Raw genomic sequence first — 14,563 nt, forward strand, 5'->3', positions numbered from 1 at the left:
AGTGAAGGCCCGATCGCCCTTCGCACAGCAGAGAAACCGCAAATCTCGGGATCAAATCCACGCCCTCCCGGGAATGATCAGACCAAAATACCCCCAAACCCCAGTTCTTCGATCCATCCACTTTGGCCAGCCATAGTTTTTAGGAGAGGATGCCTGAAAGGCCCGACAATGCTGCATCTGCGAGCGGTCGTGTGCAAGTGCAAAATACGCAAGCGTGAAAATTAGGAAAGCATCCAGGAGAAACTGTCGCGAATATATCTCGACAATTGAGTACGCGACTGACCACATCTTTCGGCCATCCCGGACTAATATCAGCTGATCAAAGACCTGTGTTGATGCGCTATGCCCTACTCGTGCAGGGGATTTCAAAAGGCAATCTCAATCATCTGTCTTTCTTGACCGTCCCACCATCTTTGATTTCCGGCATTCAACGATGTTTTCTCTGTCCCAGGAATCGAGTTCCTCAACAGGATAAAGCACCGCTTTGCCGATTTTTATGTATCGTGGTCCGATCTTGAGTGATCGCCAATTCTCAAGCGTGTGGAGTGTTACGACACCGCGATAGCGCTCAGAAACTTCCTCGGGAGTCAAGAATCGGTTCTCAGCCACGCGTTCCTACCTCCGGATACGATGATGCTTCATCATGTGGTTGTTCCAACCAGGGAAGACCCGCGAGCGTGATCAGGCCTTCAGCCGAAAATGGTCTAAGGAAGAGTGGGAGGGAGGAGAAAAGCGAGGTGCGGTCATGAATGGCACAGGACCTTTCAGGCTTCCATGAAAGGCGTTTGGACGCGTTTCTTCCGCTGCGCGATTCCCTCTCCCGGCAACATATGCTAGAAGAACTGCCAGAAAGGTTTTGCCCGTGATTTCCGCAAACGAATCCAGCCAATTGGAGATGGACCGCGTCGAGACACCCCATATCTCGCCGCGCGCTGCCGACTGGTTCTGGCGCCCATGGTATGCAAAACTGACCTGGGTCCTGACCCTGCTCTACTGGGTCGGTCTCGAGCTGATGATCACCATCCCCTTTGACCAGCTCAACATCTACCTGGTCAACACCATGGTCCTGCTGATCTTCGTCTTCAATCCGATCACGGTAATAGCGGTATTGGGATATGGCTTCCTCAAAGCCAAGGTCGCATGCGGTGAATGGGTGATAACACCGGAACCGCCCTCGCAAAGGCCGATGATCGATCCTTATACGGACCCGTTTGATATACGATCTGGCAGCAGCTACCACAGACGCGTCGGCTTGATGAAGGATAGGCATTAGGGATCCCGGCGCTCCTTATAGCTGGAGTCACCGTCTGCGGGGCCATGATCCCGATCCAACAACAATCGACCTGAACTCAGGATCGACGATTGTTCCATCGAAGTAAGAGGGGCTGTGACCTGCATAGTGCCGCGACCGGAATCTGCTTGTTCCAAATAACGATTGCGAAGCCCTTGATTCCCGAGAACTCCCTCACTCAATTCCTTTGCGAACGCTTCCTCAGGGCGTCCCGAACGGGCGGCAGCCTTCTCCGCTGAGGCGATGACCTCACGAACATCGTAATTCACGATGTCCATCGATGACTGCGCCGAAACAGTCGCAGCTCCCCGGTCGGAGATATCCATTCCCAGCTTGCCACTCAGCGATCCTGTGGCGCTACCTGAGGTTCCCGCTTTACCTTTGTCACCCTTGTTGCCACTGCCAACACCCCTGCTGGCGGTTGCGGAGAGGTCACCCGACACGCTTTGAGTGTTTGAAGTCTGATGGTCTGCATTTCGAGAAAGCGATCGTTGCCACCCCGTCTGCGCAATGATCGCGGAAACGTCGCGCTCCAGCGTATCGGCCACCTGCGGTTTCAGCCGCCAGTTGCCTCGTCGATCCATCTCGAACCCACCACGCAGCCAGTTGGCCATGACGGCCTGACCTTCCGGGCCACTGCCCAGGAAATGCTCGATCGTGTCGGGGCCCGCCTGCTTACCGGCCTCGAAACGCGTACTCGTGTCATTGCGGGCGGACTGGCTAAACCCGGTGCTACTGGAAACGAGCAGATCATTATGGGCAAAGCTGAACCGGGCATGCCCGCCATTGGCAATGGCGCCAAGCTGGCTCTCGTTGATCAGGCCGCCCCGCCACATCTGCGCCGCGAGTTCCGGTGTCAGATTGAGGCTGAGGTCACCATTTTGATCCATGGCTATCTGGCGCCTGGACATTTCGACGCCATGCGCGCGCAGCAGCGCCTGGGTGCGGGTAAGGCGCTCCTTGTCGACGATTCCGGTCAGGCGTTCATTGCGCGCGCGATCGGCGATGCCTTCCGCGCCGCCCTCGGCCATATCGACCTGATTGCCTGCAGTACCGGCGAGTGCGCGGATGAAGGAATCGAGGCGAGCCGCTTCCCGGACCGATACACCGGCGGCCGCCGCGCCTTCGGCAAAGCCCGCATTGTCCGCCTGCCGCCGCTGCTCGCCGATCTGGGCATTGCTGCGTACCCCGTCGGGCCCGATCTCGCGCTGCGCATCGAGCTTGCCCGACCGCTCGGCAAAATCATAGCCTGCAGCCTCCCGCGTGCGCCCATAGACGCTGGTGCCTTCGCGTGCCGCTTCAGCGGTCGCACCATCGGCCGTGCCGACCTGCACGGCGGCATTGTAAATCTCCAGCGCGCGCAGGACCTGCGCCTCGTTGCGCCCGGTCGCGCGCGAGAGTTGGCTGATCGCGCTCGATCGCGCCTCGCCTGAAAGTGCATTGATGAACCCGATGCGCCGGCTGGTTTCGGTGACGGAAAGACCCAGCATGGCCGCAGCCTGCCGTTGTCCCTGATTTCCGCCCGTTCGATGCGCCTGCTCGGTCGCGACATTGCCGCGCTCGACGGCGGCAACCCTGTCGCCCGCATAGTCGCGCCGGCCTTCCATCGCGCCAACCTGCGTCTGCGCCGCAGTCAGATCATTGCGCAGCATCTGCTCCTGATCGAAGGCATTGGCCGTCAGCTTGGCGAACGTCGGATCGGCGCTCGCCTGCGCGATGACCGTCGATGCCTTGAGCGCGGCATCCTTCGCATCATAGCCGCTGCGCTCAAAATGGCGCTGCGCGCCCGATTGCATCATGTCGTAGGCGCGCTGGTCGCCGAACGCCTTCCACTGCACCATATTCTGCGCGAAGGCTGCAAAGGCGCGTTCGCCGCCCTGGCCTTGGCCGAAATAAGTCGTGCCAAGCTTACGCAGTGCATCGCCCTGGGCAAAATTGTGGATCGCCGAAGTCGCGGCATTGGCGCGTACCGCGCGCGCAGTCGCCGGATCGCTCAGATCCCGGCCCACAAGGGCAGGGGAGAGCCCGCCCAGTTCCCGCGCGGCGTCCGCCCGGCCGAGACCGAAGGCTGCAGTTCCCGCCGCGCCGCCGCCCTGTTCGCCGAGCACGGATCCGGCCGACGCGAAGCTACGGTCCAGACCGAAGCTGCTACGCTCTCCAAAATCGCCGAAGCCTGAGGATGCAGCGCGCCGCGACATGGTACCACCGGCCGAGGCCTGCGCCTCTAGGGCCGAGGCATAGCCCTCGCTCGTTCCGACGGTCGCGGCCACCATGCTGCCCTGACCTTGCACACCGAGCATGCCGGAAGTGAAGGCAGTGAACATGTTGCCCGAGAAGCGGAACACGGTGAAGACGAACGCGCCGGCAAGGCCCGCCGCGGCAGTCCGAAACGACCCGAAGATGGCAAGCGCCTTCATCGCCGCCGAGGGCGCGAGGATCCAGCTATCGGCGGCGACATTGGTCGCCCGCAACTCGGCCAGGACGTCCATCGCCCTGCCGAGGGTGAGCTGGTAGATGCCGGCATCGATGACGCCCCAGAGCGCGACGAACACGAAGAGGCCGAGCGCGAAGCTCGCGACCCGCAGGTTGATCGGCGTCAGGATGAAGAGCAATGCGATTGGCATCATCATCAGCATGATCGCGAAGACCGAGGCGCGGATGGTCGGCATCCATTCGTTGGCGGTCGAGAGCGTGGCGAGTCCGTTGGATTCGATCGCCCGGTTGGCCATCACACGCGCGGTTGCCGCCGGGGAATCCTCGAACAGGACGTCGCCGACGGTCTGGCCGAGCAGGATGTTGGTCAGGAACTTCTGCCGGCTCATGGAATGACCCAGCATCATGTCGCCCAGCGCATCGATCTGCTGGCGACAGCGATCGCGCTGGGCCGCCTGGGTCACGTCGAAGCCGGTACGCGCGCAGACCTGGTCGCTATAAGCGTCGAACAGCGTGCTGTCCGAAAGGCGATCGGCGATATAGCCCCATGCTTCCTCGCAACTCATCGTCGAGCCGGCCTTGTCGCTTGCCGTGTACACGGTCGAGAAGGTTGCCGGTCCCGCCATCGCCGCGAAGGAGGCCGGAAGATCGGTCGACGTCCGGAAGAGCTGATCGTCGTCGACCCCATAGGCCGGCGACACGCGGGCGACCGGATAGCATTGCCGCACATAATCCTTCACCGTCGCATCGAGGAAGGTGTCCACGATCGGGCTGCGGGGACTTACGGCGTTCAGGAACAGGTCGAATGCATGGCCGCCGGCGCCAAATTCCAGCTTGGCATTGGGATCGGTTGTATTGTCGTCGATAGTCTCGGCAAGCGCCCGCTCCATGAGGTTGGTAACGCCGGCAACGAGCACGATGAGATTGGGGACGTCACCGACCGGCTGATAGGCGTTACGCACCCGGTCGTAGATGTGGATCGTGCCGGTCGTAGCGATCATCCCGGCGAACAAGCCGATACCGATCAGCATCTGGAAACCGAAGGCCACAAGGCCCATGCCGGAGCCCTTGATGCTCGCCAGAACCGCACCCAGCCCGATCCCGGCAACCGCGATGATCACGACCAGCGTTTCGTACCGCGGATCGCCGAACATCATCGCGACCAGGTGAAACGCATCGACGGTCTCCGAGAAGCCGTCCCATGTGTGATAGCTCGCGTCGATCGCCAGCGCGGGCGTCGCGCCCAGACACCCGACAAGAGCGAGGAACAGGCGGATCATGTGACGCATGGCCCGCCTCACCGGTGGCGATTGGCGTTGGCGCCAGCGGCGTCGCGAGCATCGCGGTCGCGCTGGCGGACGACACCCGCATAATTCGCCGAGAGGTTCGCCTGGTTCATGGCAGCCATGTAGGACTGGCGCATCTGCGCGCGTTGGCGCAGTACCTCGTCTCGCAACTCGCGCAACTGCTCGATGCCCTTGGTCAGGATACGGGTCTGGCAGATGTTCGTATTCTCGGCATCCGAAGCGCCCGCTGTCGTCACACCGCGTTCGGCATTCTGCAGTGCGAAGTCGATCGAACGGGTCAGATCGTTCAGCATCTGATAGGCGAGGGTGAGAGCCACCAGCTCATCGGTGTCGGCGATGACGCTATCGGTCAGGCCCTGCCGCACGCCCCATTCGAGCAGACGATAGACCGGCAGTGTCCGCACATTGGCGACGAACTGCTTTTCCTCCGTGGTCAGCGCCGCGCGCGTCCGGATCTTGACGGAGATCGCCTCCATCCGCTCGCGCGCCAGTATGAGCGCGCCGCGGCCAGCGCCGTTCACCGAACAATCCGCTGCGGTCGCGGGGATGTTGAGCGCCCGCGTCGGCACGCGACCGGTCAGGAAATCGTCGGCGCTCTCGGTATCCTGGCGCGGGCAGGCGGGAATGGCCGAGAAGAGCGGCACCTTGTCGTTGGCATCCCAGCGCATGTAGACGTCGCCGACCCGGGCCCGCATGACGCCCGCCCAGTCGGATGCGCCGACGCGCGCGGCCGCGTGCGCCAGCAGCGATCCGGTCTTGAAGATATCCGTGACCTCGGCCGGGCAATTGGCGAGCGCTTCCTTCAGATCCTCGGTCGGATTGCCCTTGTTGGCCTGGATCTTCTCGCGGCTCTGCTGCCAACTATTGGTATAGCCTTCGCGGATCGACTTGTAGCCGGTCATCTCCTCGACGATGCCGGACATATTGTCGTCGCCCTTCGCAATTTGAACCATGCGATTGGCAAGACGACAGTCGTTTACCTGAATAGAGTTCAGGAAATTGGTCGCCGCCTCCATCTTTGAAATAATATTACCCATCTTCTCGTCCAGCGTTTCCAGAAGATACTGGAAGGCGACGGCCGGCGCGGCCTGCAGGATCGTTTCCAGCTTCTGGACCAGATAATCGGGATCGAGGAACGACATGCCGCCAAGGAACATGTCGATGCCGCCGCAGCCCGCCTTCACCTTGGGCAGCGTCAGGCTCATCAGATAGTCGTCATGGACATCGACCCGGCCCGACATGCCACCGGCGGTGACATAGCCGCGTGTCTGGTCCTCGAAGCTGCCGGGCGAAGTATAGGTGACATTATCGAACCAGCTCTCGGCCCAACCCTGGGCGTGGGCCGGAACTGTCTGGCCGCACGAAGCGACAATCAGGACCAGCGTGGAGATCAGGCGCCGATGGGAAATGACCATGACGAATTTCCTTGAGACGAAAGAGCGAAATACGGGCCGCCTGCAGCGCCATGGCGCGAGCCACTAACCTTGCAAATCTGGAGTGATGATCCATAAATGCGCGGATGATCGAGAGGCGTATCAAGGTGGATCTGGCGGCAACGATCGACAGAAGCCCGGCAGTTGCGCTGCTGGGGCCTCGACAGGTCGGCAAGACGACGCTGGCTCAGGAGATCGCCAGGATGCGTCCCTCGCTCTATCTCGACCTTGAATCCGAGGCGGATCGTGCGCGTCTGGCGGAACCGGAACTCTATCTTGCCGGGCATGAGGACAAGCTGGTCATCCTCGATGAAGTTCATCGTGCGCCCAACCTTTTCCAGATCCTGCGCGGCGTGATCGACCGGGGGCGTCGCAAGGGATTGCGAAGCGGCCGCTTCCTGTTGCTCGGCTCCGCGTCGATCGAACTTCTGCGGCAATCGGGAGAAAGCCTGGCTGGCCGGATCAGCTATCTCGAAATGCGACCGCTGGATGCGCTCGAAATTCCCGAGGCGCAGATTGAGCGATTGTGGGCACGCGGCGGGTTTCCCGACAGCTTCCTTGCGAAAAGCGACGCACTGAGCCAGCGCTGGAGACAGGATTTCATCCGCACCTATCTGGAGCGCGACGTGCCCATGCTGGGGCCGCGCATTCCTGCGGAAACCTTGCGACGCTTCTGGACGATGCTCGCCCATCATCAGGCGGGTTTGCACAATGCCGCCGAACTCGCCCGCTCGATCGGCGTCGATGGCAAGACCATAGCGACCTGGCTCGACCTGTTGGTCGACATGTTGCTCGTTCGCCGTCTCGAACCCTGGCACAGCAACAGCGGCAAGCGCCTGGTCAAGAGTCCGCGCATCTATGTGCGCGACAGCGGCCTCGTTCACAGCCTGCTTGGCCTTGCAACCATCGACGACATTCTGGGGCATCCCGTCGTCGGCGCCAGTTGGGAAGGTTTCGTGATTGAAACTCTGATCGCCGCCGCGCCGGAAGGAACGCAGGCCCATTTCTATCGCACGTCGGCCGGCGCTGAAATCGATCTGCTGCTCACACTCCCTGGGGGCAAGCGCTGGGCCATCGAGATCAAGCGCAGCCTCACACCCAAAGTGGAACGCGGCTTCCATCATGCTTGCGCCGATCTCGAACCCCAGCGGCGTGTCGTCATTTATCCTGGGCGCGAACCGTTCCCGCTCGGCCACGGCATAGAGGCAATGCCACTTGTATTGCTGGGCCAGCAACTGGTGGCGCAGCACTGAGCAGACAGGGACAACGGGCGGAACTCTGCTGGAACATTGCAACACGGGCGGCACAGCTCTCATGGCCGCCTCCCGCTCTGCTCGCCTGTCCCACCGACGATCCCGGTGAATTTCGACATGGCGCGCACGCCGATCGCTGCCCGGGTACCGGTCAGCATCCGGGCAGCAAGCCATGCATTACGCGCGATGTTGACGCCATGGTCAGTGCCGATCGCGATCGGTACCATACGACCCGGATCAGCCAGTGGCCGCACCCATGCGACCGGGTTCCCGACCCAGGGAAGGCCCAGGCGCCCCGATCTCAGCGCCGCCTCATCTTGTCGCAACGTTCGGACCTGCCAGCCATAGCGTCCGCGGAATGCGAGAAGCTTCGTCCAGAGATCGCCGCAGGGCAGGCAGCCGGACGCCGTGCTCATCTCGATCACATAGAGCGATGCCTGGCCGCGCAGCATGGTCTCGAAGTCGGGCGGAAAATCGCGCGTCACCGGCACGCGGGTCAGCCACTCACGTAACTCGGCTTCGGTTGCAACGGGATGAATCGCCGCGCGCATCGCCTGCTCTCGCGTGATGGGCTGCGCGCAGGCGGGGACCGGAGAGCCGGACAGCAGCACAATACCAAATATCAGCGGGAGCTGTCCGACTTCGGCAATGCTACCTTGAAGGTAAGGGGATTTTTTCTTACAATCCGTTTTTGGAAGGACGAGTCTTATGAATGCAGTCACCATCACGACCAGGGGGCAGATCACGCTGCGCAAGGAACTGCTCCAGCACCTTGGCGTCCATCCCGGCGACAAAATCGGCTTCGATAAGCTGCCGGGCGGCGAAATCCGGATTCGGGCGGTCAGGCCAAAAGGCAAGATTGTCGATTTCGTCGGATGCCTGAAGCGGGAGGGCCAACGGCCTGTCTCGATTGAAGAGATGAACGAGGCGATCCGGAAGGGCTGGGCAGGCCAGTTGTGAAGATCACTGCCGATACCAATATTCTCGTTCGGGCGGCGACGCAGGACGATCCTGTGCAGGGGCCTATTGCCGCAAAACTCATCAAGGAGGCCGAGGTCGTTGCCGTGGCGATTCCGGCCTTGTGCGAGTTTTGCTGGGTGCTGAGAAGCGTCTTTGACTTCACGCCGGCAAGGATTGGCACCTCTATTCGGTTTCTCTTCGAAGCTGACAATGTCGCGATGGATCGACTGGCAGCGGAAGCGGGGCTCGCGCTGCTCGAGGCTGGTGGCGATTTCGCGGATGGCGTTATCGCCTACGACGGTCAATGGCTCGACGGCGAGATCTTCGTCAGCTTCGACAAGACCGCCGTCAAGCTGCTTGCAGCCGCCGGGCGCAAGGCCATCGTGCCGAAGTGATTGTGGATGATACTGGAAGGTCATCGCTCGCGTCCTGATCCGACATCGACGAGATCGCCGCCGATCACGCGCGGATCGGTCGAGGAGACCGGGCCATTGGCCAGCGCATCGAAGAAGCCGTCTTCCTCGCCCGCGCCGGTCAGCCACTGCTCGGGGCGTATATCGCCGCTCAGCAATCGCACGGCCTGATAGGCCATCTGCGCAAGATTGGGATATGTCTCGACACCTGCGGCAATCACCATGCGCTGGGGACTGCCCCGACGGATGACCATGGTGGTCGGCGTCACCTCGACCCCGAAACGCTGCTTGAGGTCGGGCCTGCGATCGAGATCCATCAGGCTTACCTGCCAGCCCATGTCGTCCTGGAACCGCTGGACGATCGGCCACTGCACCTTGCAATAGCCGCAGGACTCCCGGGCAAACATAACAAGCGCAAATTCCCCGGCGTGCGCACGCAGATATTGACGGCGCACCTGATCCTTCTGCGCGCCCAGCGCATCGCGTGCCTCGCCGACCATCGGATTGGCAGCCTTGGCGTTGAGTTCGGGATGGGTCAGCATGGCAAGTTGGGTCACGCCGGCAAAGGCGCGGGCCTTGCGCCTGGCAAAATCCTGCAGCCGCCAGAAATCCGCGACCGCGTCGATCGTCAGGACGGTTGCAGCATAGTCGCGCTGCTCCACGATGAGCTTGGCGATCCGGGGCGGCGACCATTTGGCCAGTTCCACCATTGGCGGGATGACGGGCTTGGGGACCGTCTCTTGCCGTACATCTTCTTCCGCGCCAGATTTGGGGGTCTCGTACCACCAGTAGCCTCGTGCCGTACGATCGCCCGCGCTCGCAGGCGCCGTTTGCGCGCATGCAGGACCGGGGGTCAGGAGCAAGGCCATGCCCAGGATGAGCATGTGCTTCACAGCAGCTTCTCCATGCGCGTGAGCCGCTCGATCGCCACCGGGCCGTAATAGCGGCTGTCATATCCGTCGGGATGCCGCGAACCGACGAAGATCATCCCCTCGGGAATGCGCGGGCTTTCCGGCTGCCAATGCGTGAGTGCCTTGCCATTGCGTGCAGCAGGTTTGCTCACGCCCAACAGAGTGCCATTGCAATAATACCAGCCATTCAGGGCCAGCCCGCCAATCCCATGCCTCTCGACCATGCTGATCCGGTCGCCAGGCAGACAGAGCGCATATTTGGTGATGGCGACGGGCTTCGGGCCGGCTACGGGATCGGACAATGTGAAGGATATGAGGTCGCCGCGATGAATCGGACCCGGAGAGCGATGGACGACCCACGCGTCGATCGACGGCGTCATGACCAAGGTGATCTGCGGCATCGCCCACCAGGCAAAGAGACCGATGGGCAGCACGATCCCATAGGCCTTAAGCAGCTGGGCAGGCCGCGCCGGTTGCCCAAGACCGCTTGCGCCGAGCGCTACGGCCGCCCGGAGCGGCAGATCCTTGAGTTCGCGCCAGAGGCGGTTACCGGCTCGCCAGGTGAGCAAGAGCATCTCGCACCTCCTCCTTGCCGCCAAGGCGGCCATATTCCTCGAGCAATCCCGATAGGGCAGCGTCGCCCAGCACGATGTGCGCGGCTCGCGGGCTGGCTTCGTCACGCTCGCAATAAGGGAGGGTCGGATCGCCCGGGACCATCGCCAGCGCGGGCACCTGGGTGACGCCATGCTGGCGGAACACCAGGGGATCGACGATGACCTGCACGTCGCGCATTGCGCAGGCAGGGCCTTCGCAACCGGGATCGCGGCGCAATATGGCGGCCGACAATTTCGCCATCGGCGCCACTTGCCGCATACCGCCCGGCATGCCGCGGAAGGCCATGACGCCGCCTGCGCGTTCGAGCTGCCCGGCATAGGTGCGCAGCGTCTCGACCGGCATGGACGAGGAAACGAACAGGACGGGAACGCAGTGTTTCGCACCACCGGTGGATACGACTCCGGCCAGCGCTGCCTCTTCGGGCTGTTCAAGGCCCAGGGCCTGGGCGATACGACGGCTCGCAGCCTCCCGCTCGAGGGCCAATGCATCGCGGGCCGCCACGACATCGGCCTCCACCCGTTTCGCCATGGCCGGATCCTGCTTGCGCCTGTTGATCCCCTCGAACGCACGGCGCTGCGCGGCGGCATCGGCTTTGGCCGGTAGAACGGGTGAAGAGGGCTTGGCGGTCTTTGCTTTGTCGGCAGCGAGCTTCACGCGCTCCATCGCCGCCTCGCCCTGATCCTGGATGCGCGTACGGGCGTTGCCGTTCCGCTGCTGACCAGCCGCACTCTGCGGTTCGCTTGCCCCTGCCAGCAGCGGGGCAAGGGCAATGGCTGCCAGGAGGAGCGCGCGGCTAGTTGTTGATCGTTTGCATATAGACATCGATCTTGTCCTTCATGTCGATCTGGATTTCGGATTGGGCGCGCGCCTCGACTTCCGCATAATATTCCGACAGGTCCATTCGCGAGAAATCGAGCGCCTGGAACTCCTCGGGCGTGAAGCCCCGGCAATAGGGCTGCTTGGGCGTGCCCCAGCCGACCGCGCTGAAAGCCTTCAACTGCGGCCGGCCCTGTTCCTGGATGATCCGGCCGAGCTTGGTGTTGAAGCAGCAATGGCCGCGGGCCTTCTGGACGCAGATGCCAAGGATCTTCGAGGAGCAGTAGCTGCCGACCTCATGGCACATGCCCGACCCGCGCAGCATGCCCACTTCCATGTCCTGTTGGTCGCAACCGGAAAGCAGGAAATCCATCATGAAGTTGATGGCGAGACTGATCGCGATCGATGTGGGGTCAATGCCGACAACGATCGCATTGGCACCCGCGCTTGCGGCCTGGCCCGCCGTCGCGCCGGCCTTGAACGCGCCATAGGCCGCTTTCATGCCGGTGAATACGCCCTTGGCAACAGCGATCTTGGTGCCGATCGACGAGATCGAACCACCCATGCCGTCCTTCACGATCTTGCCCTTGTCCTTGCAGCAGTTCGAGAAGGTGGTCTTGAGCCCGGCCGGGCGGCACCGCGCGGCGCGGCCCGAGAAAATCTCGATCGTGCCAAGACAATTGCCGTCGGCATCGACGCCGCCATCCGCCTCGACACCCGGATCGTCGACGACCGGATCATCGACGATCGGGTTGGCGTTGGTGTCGATGCAGGCGTTGGGGGAACAAGTCGGCGCGCCGCCGCTGGCCGGCACGGCGCACGCATATTGATCGCCAAGCGGGCAGTGCATCGCCCCGGCCGAATCCGCCTCGCAGCGCGTTTCGCCGATCGGGCACATCCAGCCGCCCAAGCCGGTCAGGTGGCAGCTTGCCGTCTCGCCGTCATCGGCCGCATCGCCATTGCCGTTCAGATCAACCGCGCACAACTGCTGGGCCATGACGGTCGCCGGTACCAGCGACAGGCTCGCCCCGACAAACAGGAGCGTCGAAAGAAGGCTGCGCACCGGCGTCATCGCACGGCACCCGTGCAGATCATATCCGCGCCGCCCAGACGTACCGTCTGCATCATCACCACCGCTTCGGGGAAATCGTCGATGCAGCCGCAGCCCTGCACCAGTTCCTCGCCCTCGCCCGCGGGGCAGACATTGCTGTCCTGGCAGGCGTGATAGAAAAAGTCCCAGCCTGTTGGATTGGTCTGCTTCGAACCGGTCACGCCATCAGGAGCTGCGGCGCTATTGGCCTGTGCCTTGCGCGTCTTGCAGATCGGTTCGCAGGCATTGACGCTGCCACGATCCGGAAGCGCAAAATTGCGGGTCGTGAGGCTATGGCCGCCATCGGCCGTCCGCACCCGGTCGGCCAGCAACGTCTCGGTCGAATGATCGATGATATAGGCGCCGCGCGACAGATCGGGCTGCGGTGTCGTGCCCAGTTCGACTGTGCAGGCATAAGAGCGCCGGCGTTCGAAGAAATCGCGGCTGATCCGCGTCATGCAGGCGCCCGTGCCCATCAACCGGCTCTGGGCCAAGGAGGTAAGGCCCGTCCCGACGCCATTGCGAAATGTCGTGACGCCGTCCACTTCTTCGTCGGCAAGACGGCAGGCACCGTTCGCCGCATAACCCGAGCAGGTATCGACAATGCGTTCGCTTACACGGCAGCTGGCATCGACCTTCGCGTCGATCTGGGCGAACACCTCGCCTTCATTGCCGACCGCCACGCGGACGGAAATCACATGCTGGCCCCTGGTGAGCCAGGGCTTCAGATCGAGCGCGGGATAACCGTGCCAGGTCTTCTTCCGCTCGCATTTGGCAGGTGGAAATCCCTCGCCGGTCCAGCTGGAAAGGTCCGAGAGGATCAGCTCGCCGTCGATCCGCACCTGGATCCAGTCGTCCATATAATAATGTGACAGCACGGCTGAGAGCAGGCGATCGGGATCTTTTACATCGAGGGTCATCGCAAAGTCGAAGAGCTGGCAACTGCCGCCTTTCAGGCTGTCGTCACGCGGCGAGCCCAGCAGAAACGAGACACTGTCCGCGCCGCTCATAGTAGTGGCATAGCCGCCGGAAATTCTGTCGATGATCTTGTCCACGCTTGTTTCTTCCAGCGTGATCTGACGCATGACGCTGCAACTCTGCTTGACTTCAGATCTCCCGGTTCCGGTCGACGAGGCCGACAGCGCCTGGAACAGGCTGCTCCCCTGCGCCGCCGCATAGGCGTCGCCGGCGATCACATTCGGATTAGCCTTGTAGGCCGTCGCGCCAACCTGGGGTTGCGATGCGCAGGAGGTGGTCTGCGCACCCGTATAGCGGATCACCGGGCCTTCGATGGAAGCCTGGGCAACGCCGATACGCGGATCGCTCGTGGTGAGGGCGCCCACTACACCGCCACCCAGATCCTTGAGCACCGAGGCCATATTGCCCCAGACGAGATTGGTGCCACAGCTGTTGTTGACGCAGTAACAGCCGGCAAGATCGGTTAGCTCGACCTCGGTGAGCTTGAGCGATCCCGACGCGGCCGTATCCCACCGGAAGAAACGGCAGGCATTCCAGCTGCCCGGCGCACAGGAAATGAGCCCGTTGGCGCAGATCCCTGAAACCGGCACAGGCACCGTCATCGCTTCATCGAAACTGCCGTCGAGATCGCGGTCGCGCGAAATGCTGAGCGTGCCGATATCTCCGCTCGCATTGGGCTGCGCGAGCAGTTCGAGCAAAGTCGCGCTTTTCTGGCAGGCGAGGTTGGGCGTGAACGTCCTGGAGGAATCGACCGTGCTGATCGACTCTCCGGCAAGGCCCGGCGTCACATAATGCCCAAGGATCGCGTCGCTATCAGCACTCTTCGCTCTCGCAGCCTCGGCCGCGATGCGGGCACGATCCTCCGCGGTCTGGGCATGAAGCGGCACTGGCAGGCTGAATGCCGCCACAAGAAGCAGAGCGCGCTTCCTCATGGCCGGATCTCGCTCGGGATGATCCGCCGGGATCCGCGCCGCAGCCGGAACAGGAGCGTGGATGGAACCGGGCCGGGCAGTTCCGCCCGAAACACAGCCTGTCCTTCAAAAACGGTCAGCGTGGCCACGAT

Annotated in this window: 13 protein-coding genes; 4 read left to right on the top strand and 9 right to left on the bottom strand. The window is 62.4% G+C overall.

The genetic code is table 11. The annotated features are described in order from the left end of the window. Positions 1-895 precede the first annotated feature (895 nt). Entirely contained in the window at positions 896-1,273 is a 378-nt protein-coding gene (locus ACAX61_RS17605; RefSeq protein ID WP_370715959.1) for a hypothetical protein, read from the top strand. Here the strand turns inward: ACAX61_RS17605 and ACAX61_RS17610 are convergent. Both ACAX61_RS17610 and ACAX61_RS17615 read right to left on the bottom strand, forming a co-directional pair. After that, entirely contained in the window at positions 1,270-5,013 is a 3,744-nt protein-coding gene (locus ACAX61_RS17610; RefSeq protein ID WP_370715960.1) for a conjugal transfer protein TraG N-terminal domain-containing protein, read from the bottom strand. The genes ACAX61_RS17605 and ACAX61_RS17610 overlap by 4 nt on opposite strands. 8 nt (positions 5,014-5,021) lie before the next feature. Next, positions 5,022-6,446, bottom strand: coding sequence for a conjugal transfer protein TraH (locus tag ACAX61_RS17615; RefSeq protein WP_370715961.1), 1,425 nt, complete (start codon positions 6,444-6,446; stop codon positions 5,022-5,024). A gap of 104 nt (positions 6,447-6,550) precedes the next feature. On the opposite strand from ACAX61_RS17615, the gene ACAX61_RS17620 reads away from it, so the two are divergent. After that, on the top strand, positions 6,551-7,717 hold the full coding sequence (locus ACAX61_RS17620) for an ATP-binding protein (protein ID WP_370715962.1): 1,167 nt from the start codon (positions 6,551-6,553) through the stop codon (positions 7,715-7,717). Positions 7,718-7,776: 59 nt separating this feature from the next. Here ACAX61_RS17620 and ACAX61_RS17625 read toward each other — a convergent pair whose 3' ends face one another. After that, complete coding sequence (locus ACAX61_RS17625; RefSeq protein ID WP_370715963.1) at positions 7,777-8,442, bottom strand: hypothetical protein; 666 nt, start codon at positions 8,440-8,442, stop codon at positions 7,777-7,779. On the opposite strand from ACAX61_RS17625, the gene ACAX61_RS17630 reads away from it, so the two are divergent. Beyond that, a complete protein-coding gene (locus ACAX61_RS17630; RefSeq protein ID WP_370715964.1) occupies positions 8,426-8,677 on the top strand; it encodes an AbrB/MazE/SpoVT family DNA-binding domain-containing protein in 252 nt (83 codons plus the stop codon). The two genes, ACAX61_RS17625 and ACAX61_RS17630, sit on opposite strands and share 17 nt — an antisense overlap. Next, positions 8,674-9,072, top strand: coding sequence for a type II toxin-antitoxin system VapC family toxin (locus ACAX61_RS17635; RefSeq protein WP_370715965.1), 399 nt, complete (start codon positions 8,674-8,676; stop codon positions 9,070-9,072). Before ACAX61_RS17630 ends, ACAX61_RS17635 begins: the two co-directional genes overlap by 4 nt. A 20-nt stretch (positions 9,073-9,092) precedes the next feature. Here ACAX61_RS17635 and ACAX61_RS17640 read toward each other — a convergent pair whose 3' ends face one another. The 6 genes from ACAX61_RS17640 to ACAX61_RS17665 are packed head-to-tail and all read right to left on the bottom strand — an operon-like array spanning position 9,093 to position 14,560. Then, complete coding sequence (locus ACAX61_RS17640; protein ID WP_528084558.1) at positions 9,093-9,983, bottom strand: thioredoxin family protein; 891 nt, start codon at positions 9,981-9,983, stop codon at positions 9,093-9,095. Next, positions 9,980-10,576, bottom strand: a complete 597-nt coding sequence (locus ACAX61_RS17645) for a S26 family signal peptidase (RefSeq protein WP_370715966.1) — start codon at positions 10,574-10,576, stop codon at positions 9,980-9,982. Before ACAX61_RS17645 ends, ACAX61_RS17640 begins: the two co-directional genes overlap by 4 nt. Beyond that, positions 10,548-11,438, bottom strand: a complete 891-nt coding sequence (locus tag ACAX61_RS17650) for a type-F conjugative transfer system pilin assembly protein TrbC (RefSeq protein ID WP_370715967.1) — start codon at positions 11,436-11,438, stop codon at positions 10,548-10,550. Before ACAX61_RS17650 ends, ACAX61_RS17645 begins: the two co-directional genes overlap by 29 nt. Then, entirely contained in the window at positions 11,410-12,504 is a 1,095-nt protein-coding gene (gene traN / locus ACAX61_RS17655; protein WP_370715968.1) for a conjugal transfer protein TraN, read from the bottom strand. Before traN ends, ACAX61_RS17650 begins: the two co-directional genes overlap by 29 nt. Beyond that, a complete protein-coding gene (locus ACAX61_RS17660; protein ID WP_370715969.1) occupies positions 12,501-14,432 on the bottom strand; it encodes a hypothetical protein in 1,932 nt (643 codons plus the stop codon). The genes traN and ACAX61_RS17660 overlap by 4 nt, the downstream gene beginning before the upstream one ends. Continuing rightward, entirely contained in the window at positions 14,429-14,560 is a 132-nt protein-coding gene (locus ACAX61_RS17665; RefSeq protein ID WP_370715970.1) for a hypothetical protein, read from the bottom strand. The genes ACAX61_RS17660 and ACAX61_RS17665 overlap by 4 nt, the downstream gene beginning before the upstream one ends. Between the last annotated feature and the right edge of the window lie 3 nt (positions 14,561-14,563).

Source organism: Sphingomonas sp. IW22, from assembly GCF_041321155.1.
Classification (GTDB): domain Bacteria; phylum Pseudomonadota; class Alphaproteobacteria; order Sphingomonadales; family Sphingomonadaceae; genus Sphingomonas.

Excerpts from the sequence above, each read along its gene's own strand:
- ACAX61_RS17605 (WP_370715959.1), top strand. The coding sequence starts at position 896 with ATGGACCGCGTCGAGACACCCCATATCTCGCCGCGCGCTGCCGACTGG.
- ACAX61_RS17610 (WP_370715960.1), bottom strand. The coding sequence starts at position 5,013 with ATGCGTCACATGATCCGCCTGTTCCTCGCTCTTGTCGGGTGTCTGGGC.
- ACAX61_RS17615 (WP_370715961.1), bottom strand. The coding sequence starts at position 6,446 with ATGGTCATTTCCCATCGGCGCCTGATCTCCACGCTGGTCCTGATTGTC.
- ACAX61_RS17620 (WP_370715962.1), top strand. The coding sequence starts at position 6,551 with ATGATCGAGAGGCGTATCAAGGTGGATCTGGCGGCAACGATCGACAGA.
- ACAX61_RS17630 (WP_370715964.1), top strand. The coding sequence starts at position 8,426 with ATGAATGCAGTCACCATCACGACCAGGGGGCAGATCACGCTGCGCAAG.
- ACAX61_RS17625 (WP_370715963.1), bottom strand. The coding sequence starts at position 8,442 with ATGGTGACTGCATTCATAAGACTCGTCCTTCCAAAAACGGATTGTAAG.
- ACAX61_RS17645 (WP_370715966.1), bottom strand. The coding sequence starts at position 10,576 with ATGCTCTTGCTCACCTGGCGAGCCGGTAACCGCCTCTGGCGCGAACTC.
- ACAX61_RS17650 (WP_370715967.1), bottom strand. The coding sequence starts at position 11,438 with ATGTCTATATGCAAACGATCAACAACTAGCCGCGCGCTCCTCCTGGCA.
- traN (WP_370715968.1), bottom strand. The coding sequence starts at position 12,504 with ATGACGCCGGTGCGCAGCCTTCTTTCGACGCTCCTGTTTGTCGGGGCG.
- ACAX61_RS17660 (WP_370715969.1), bottom strand. The coding sequence starts at position 14,432 with ATGAGGAAGCGCGCTCTGCTTCTTGTGGCGGCATTCAGCCTGCCAGTG.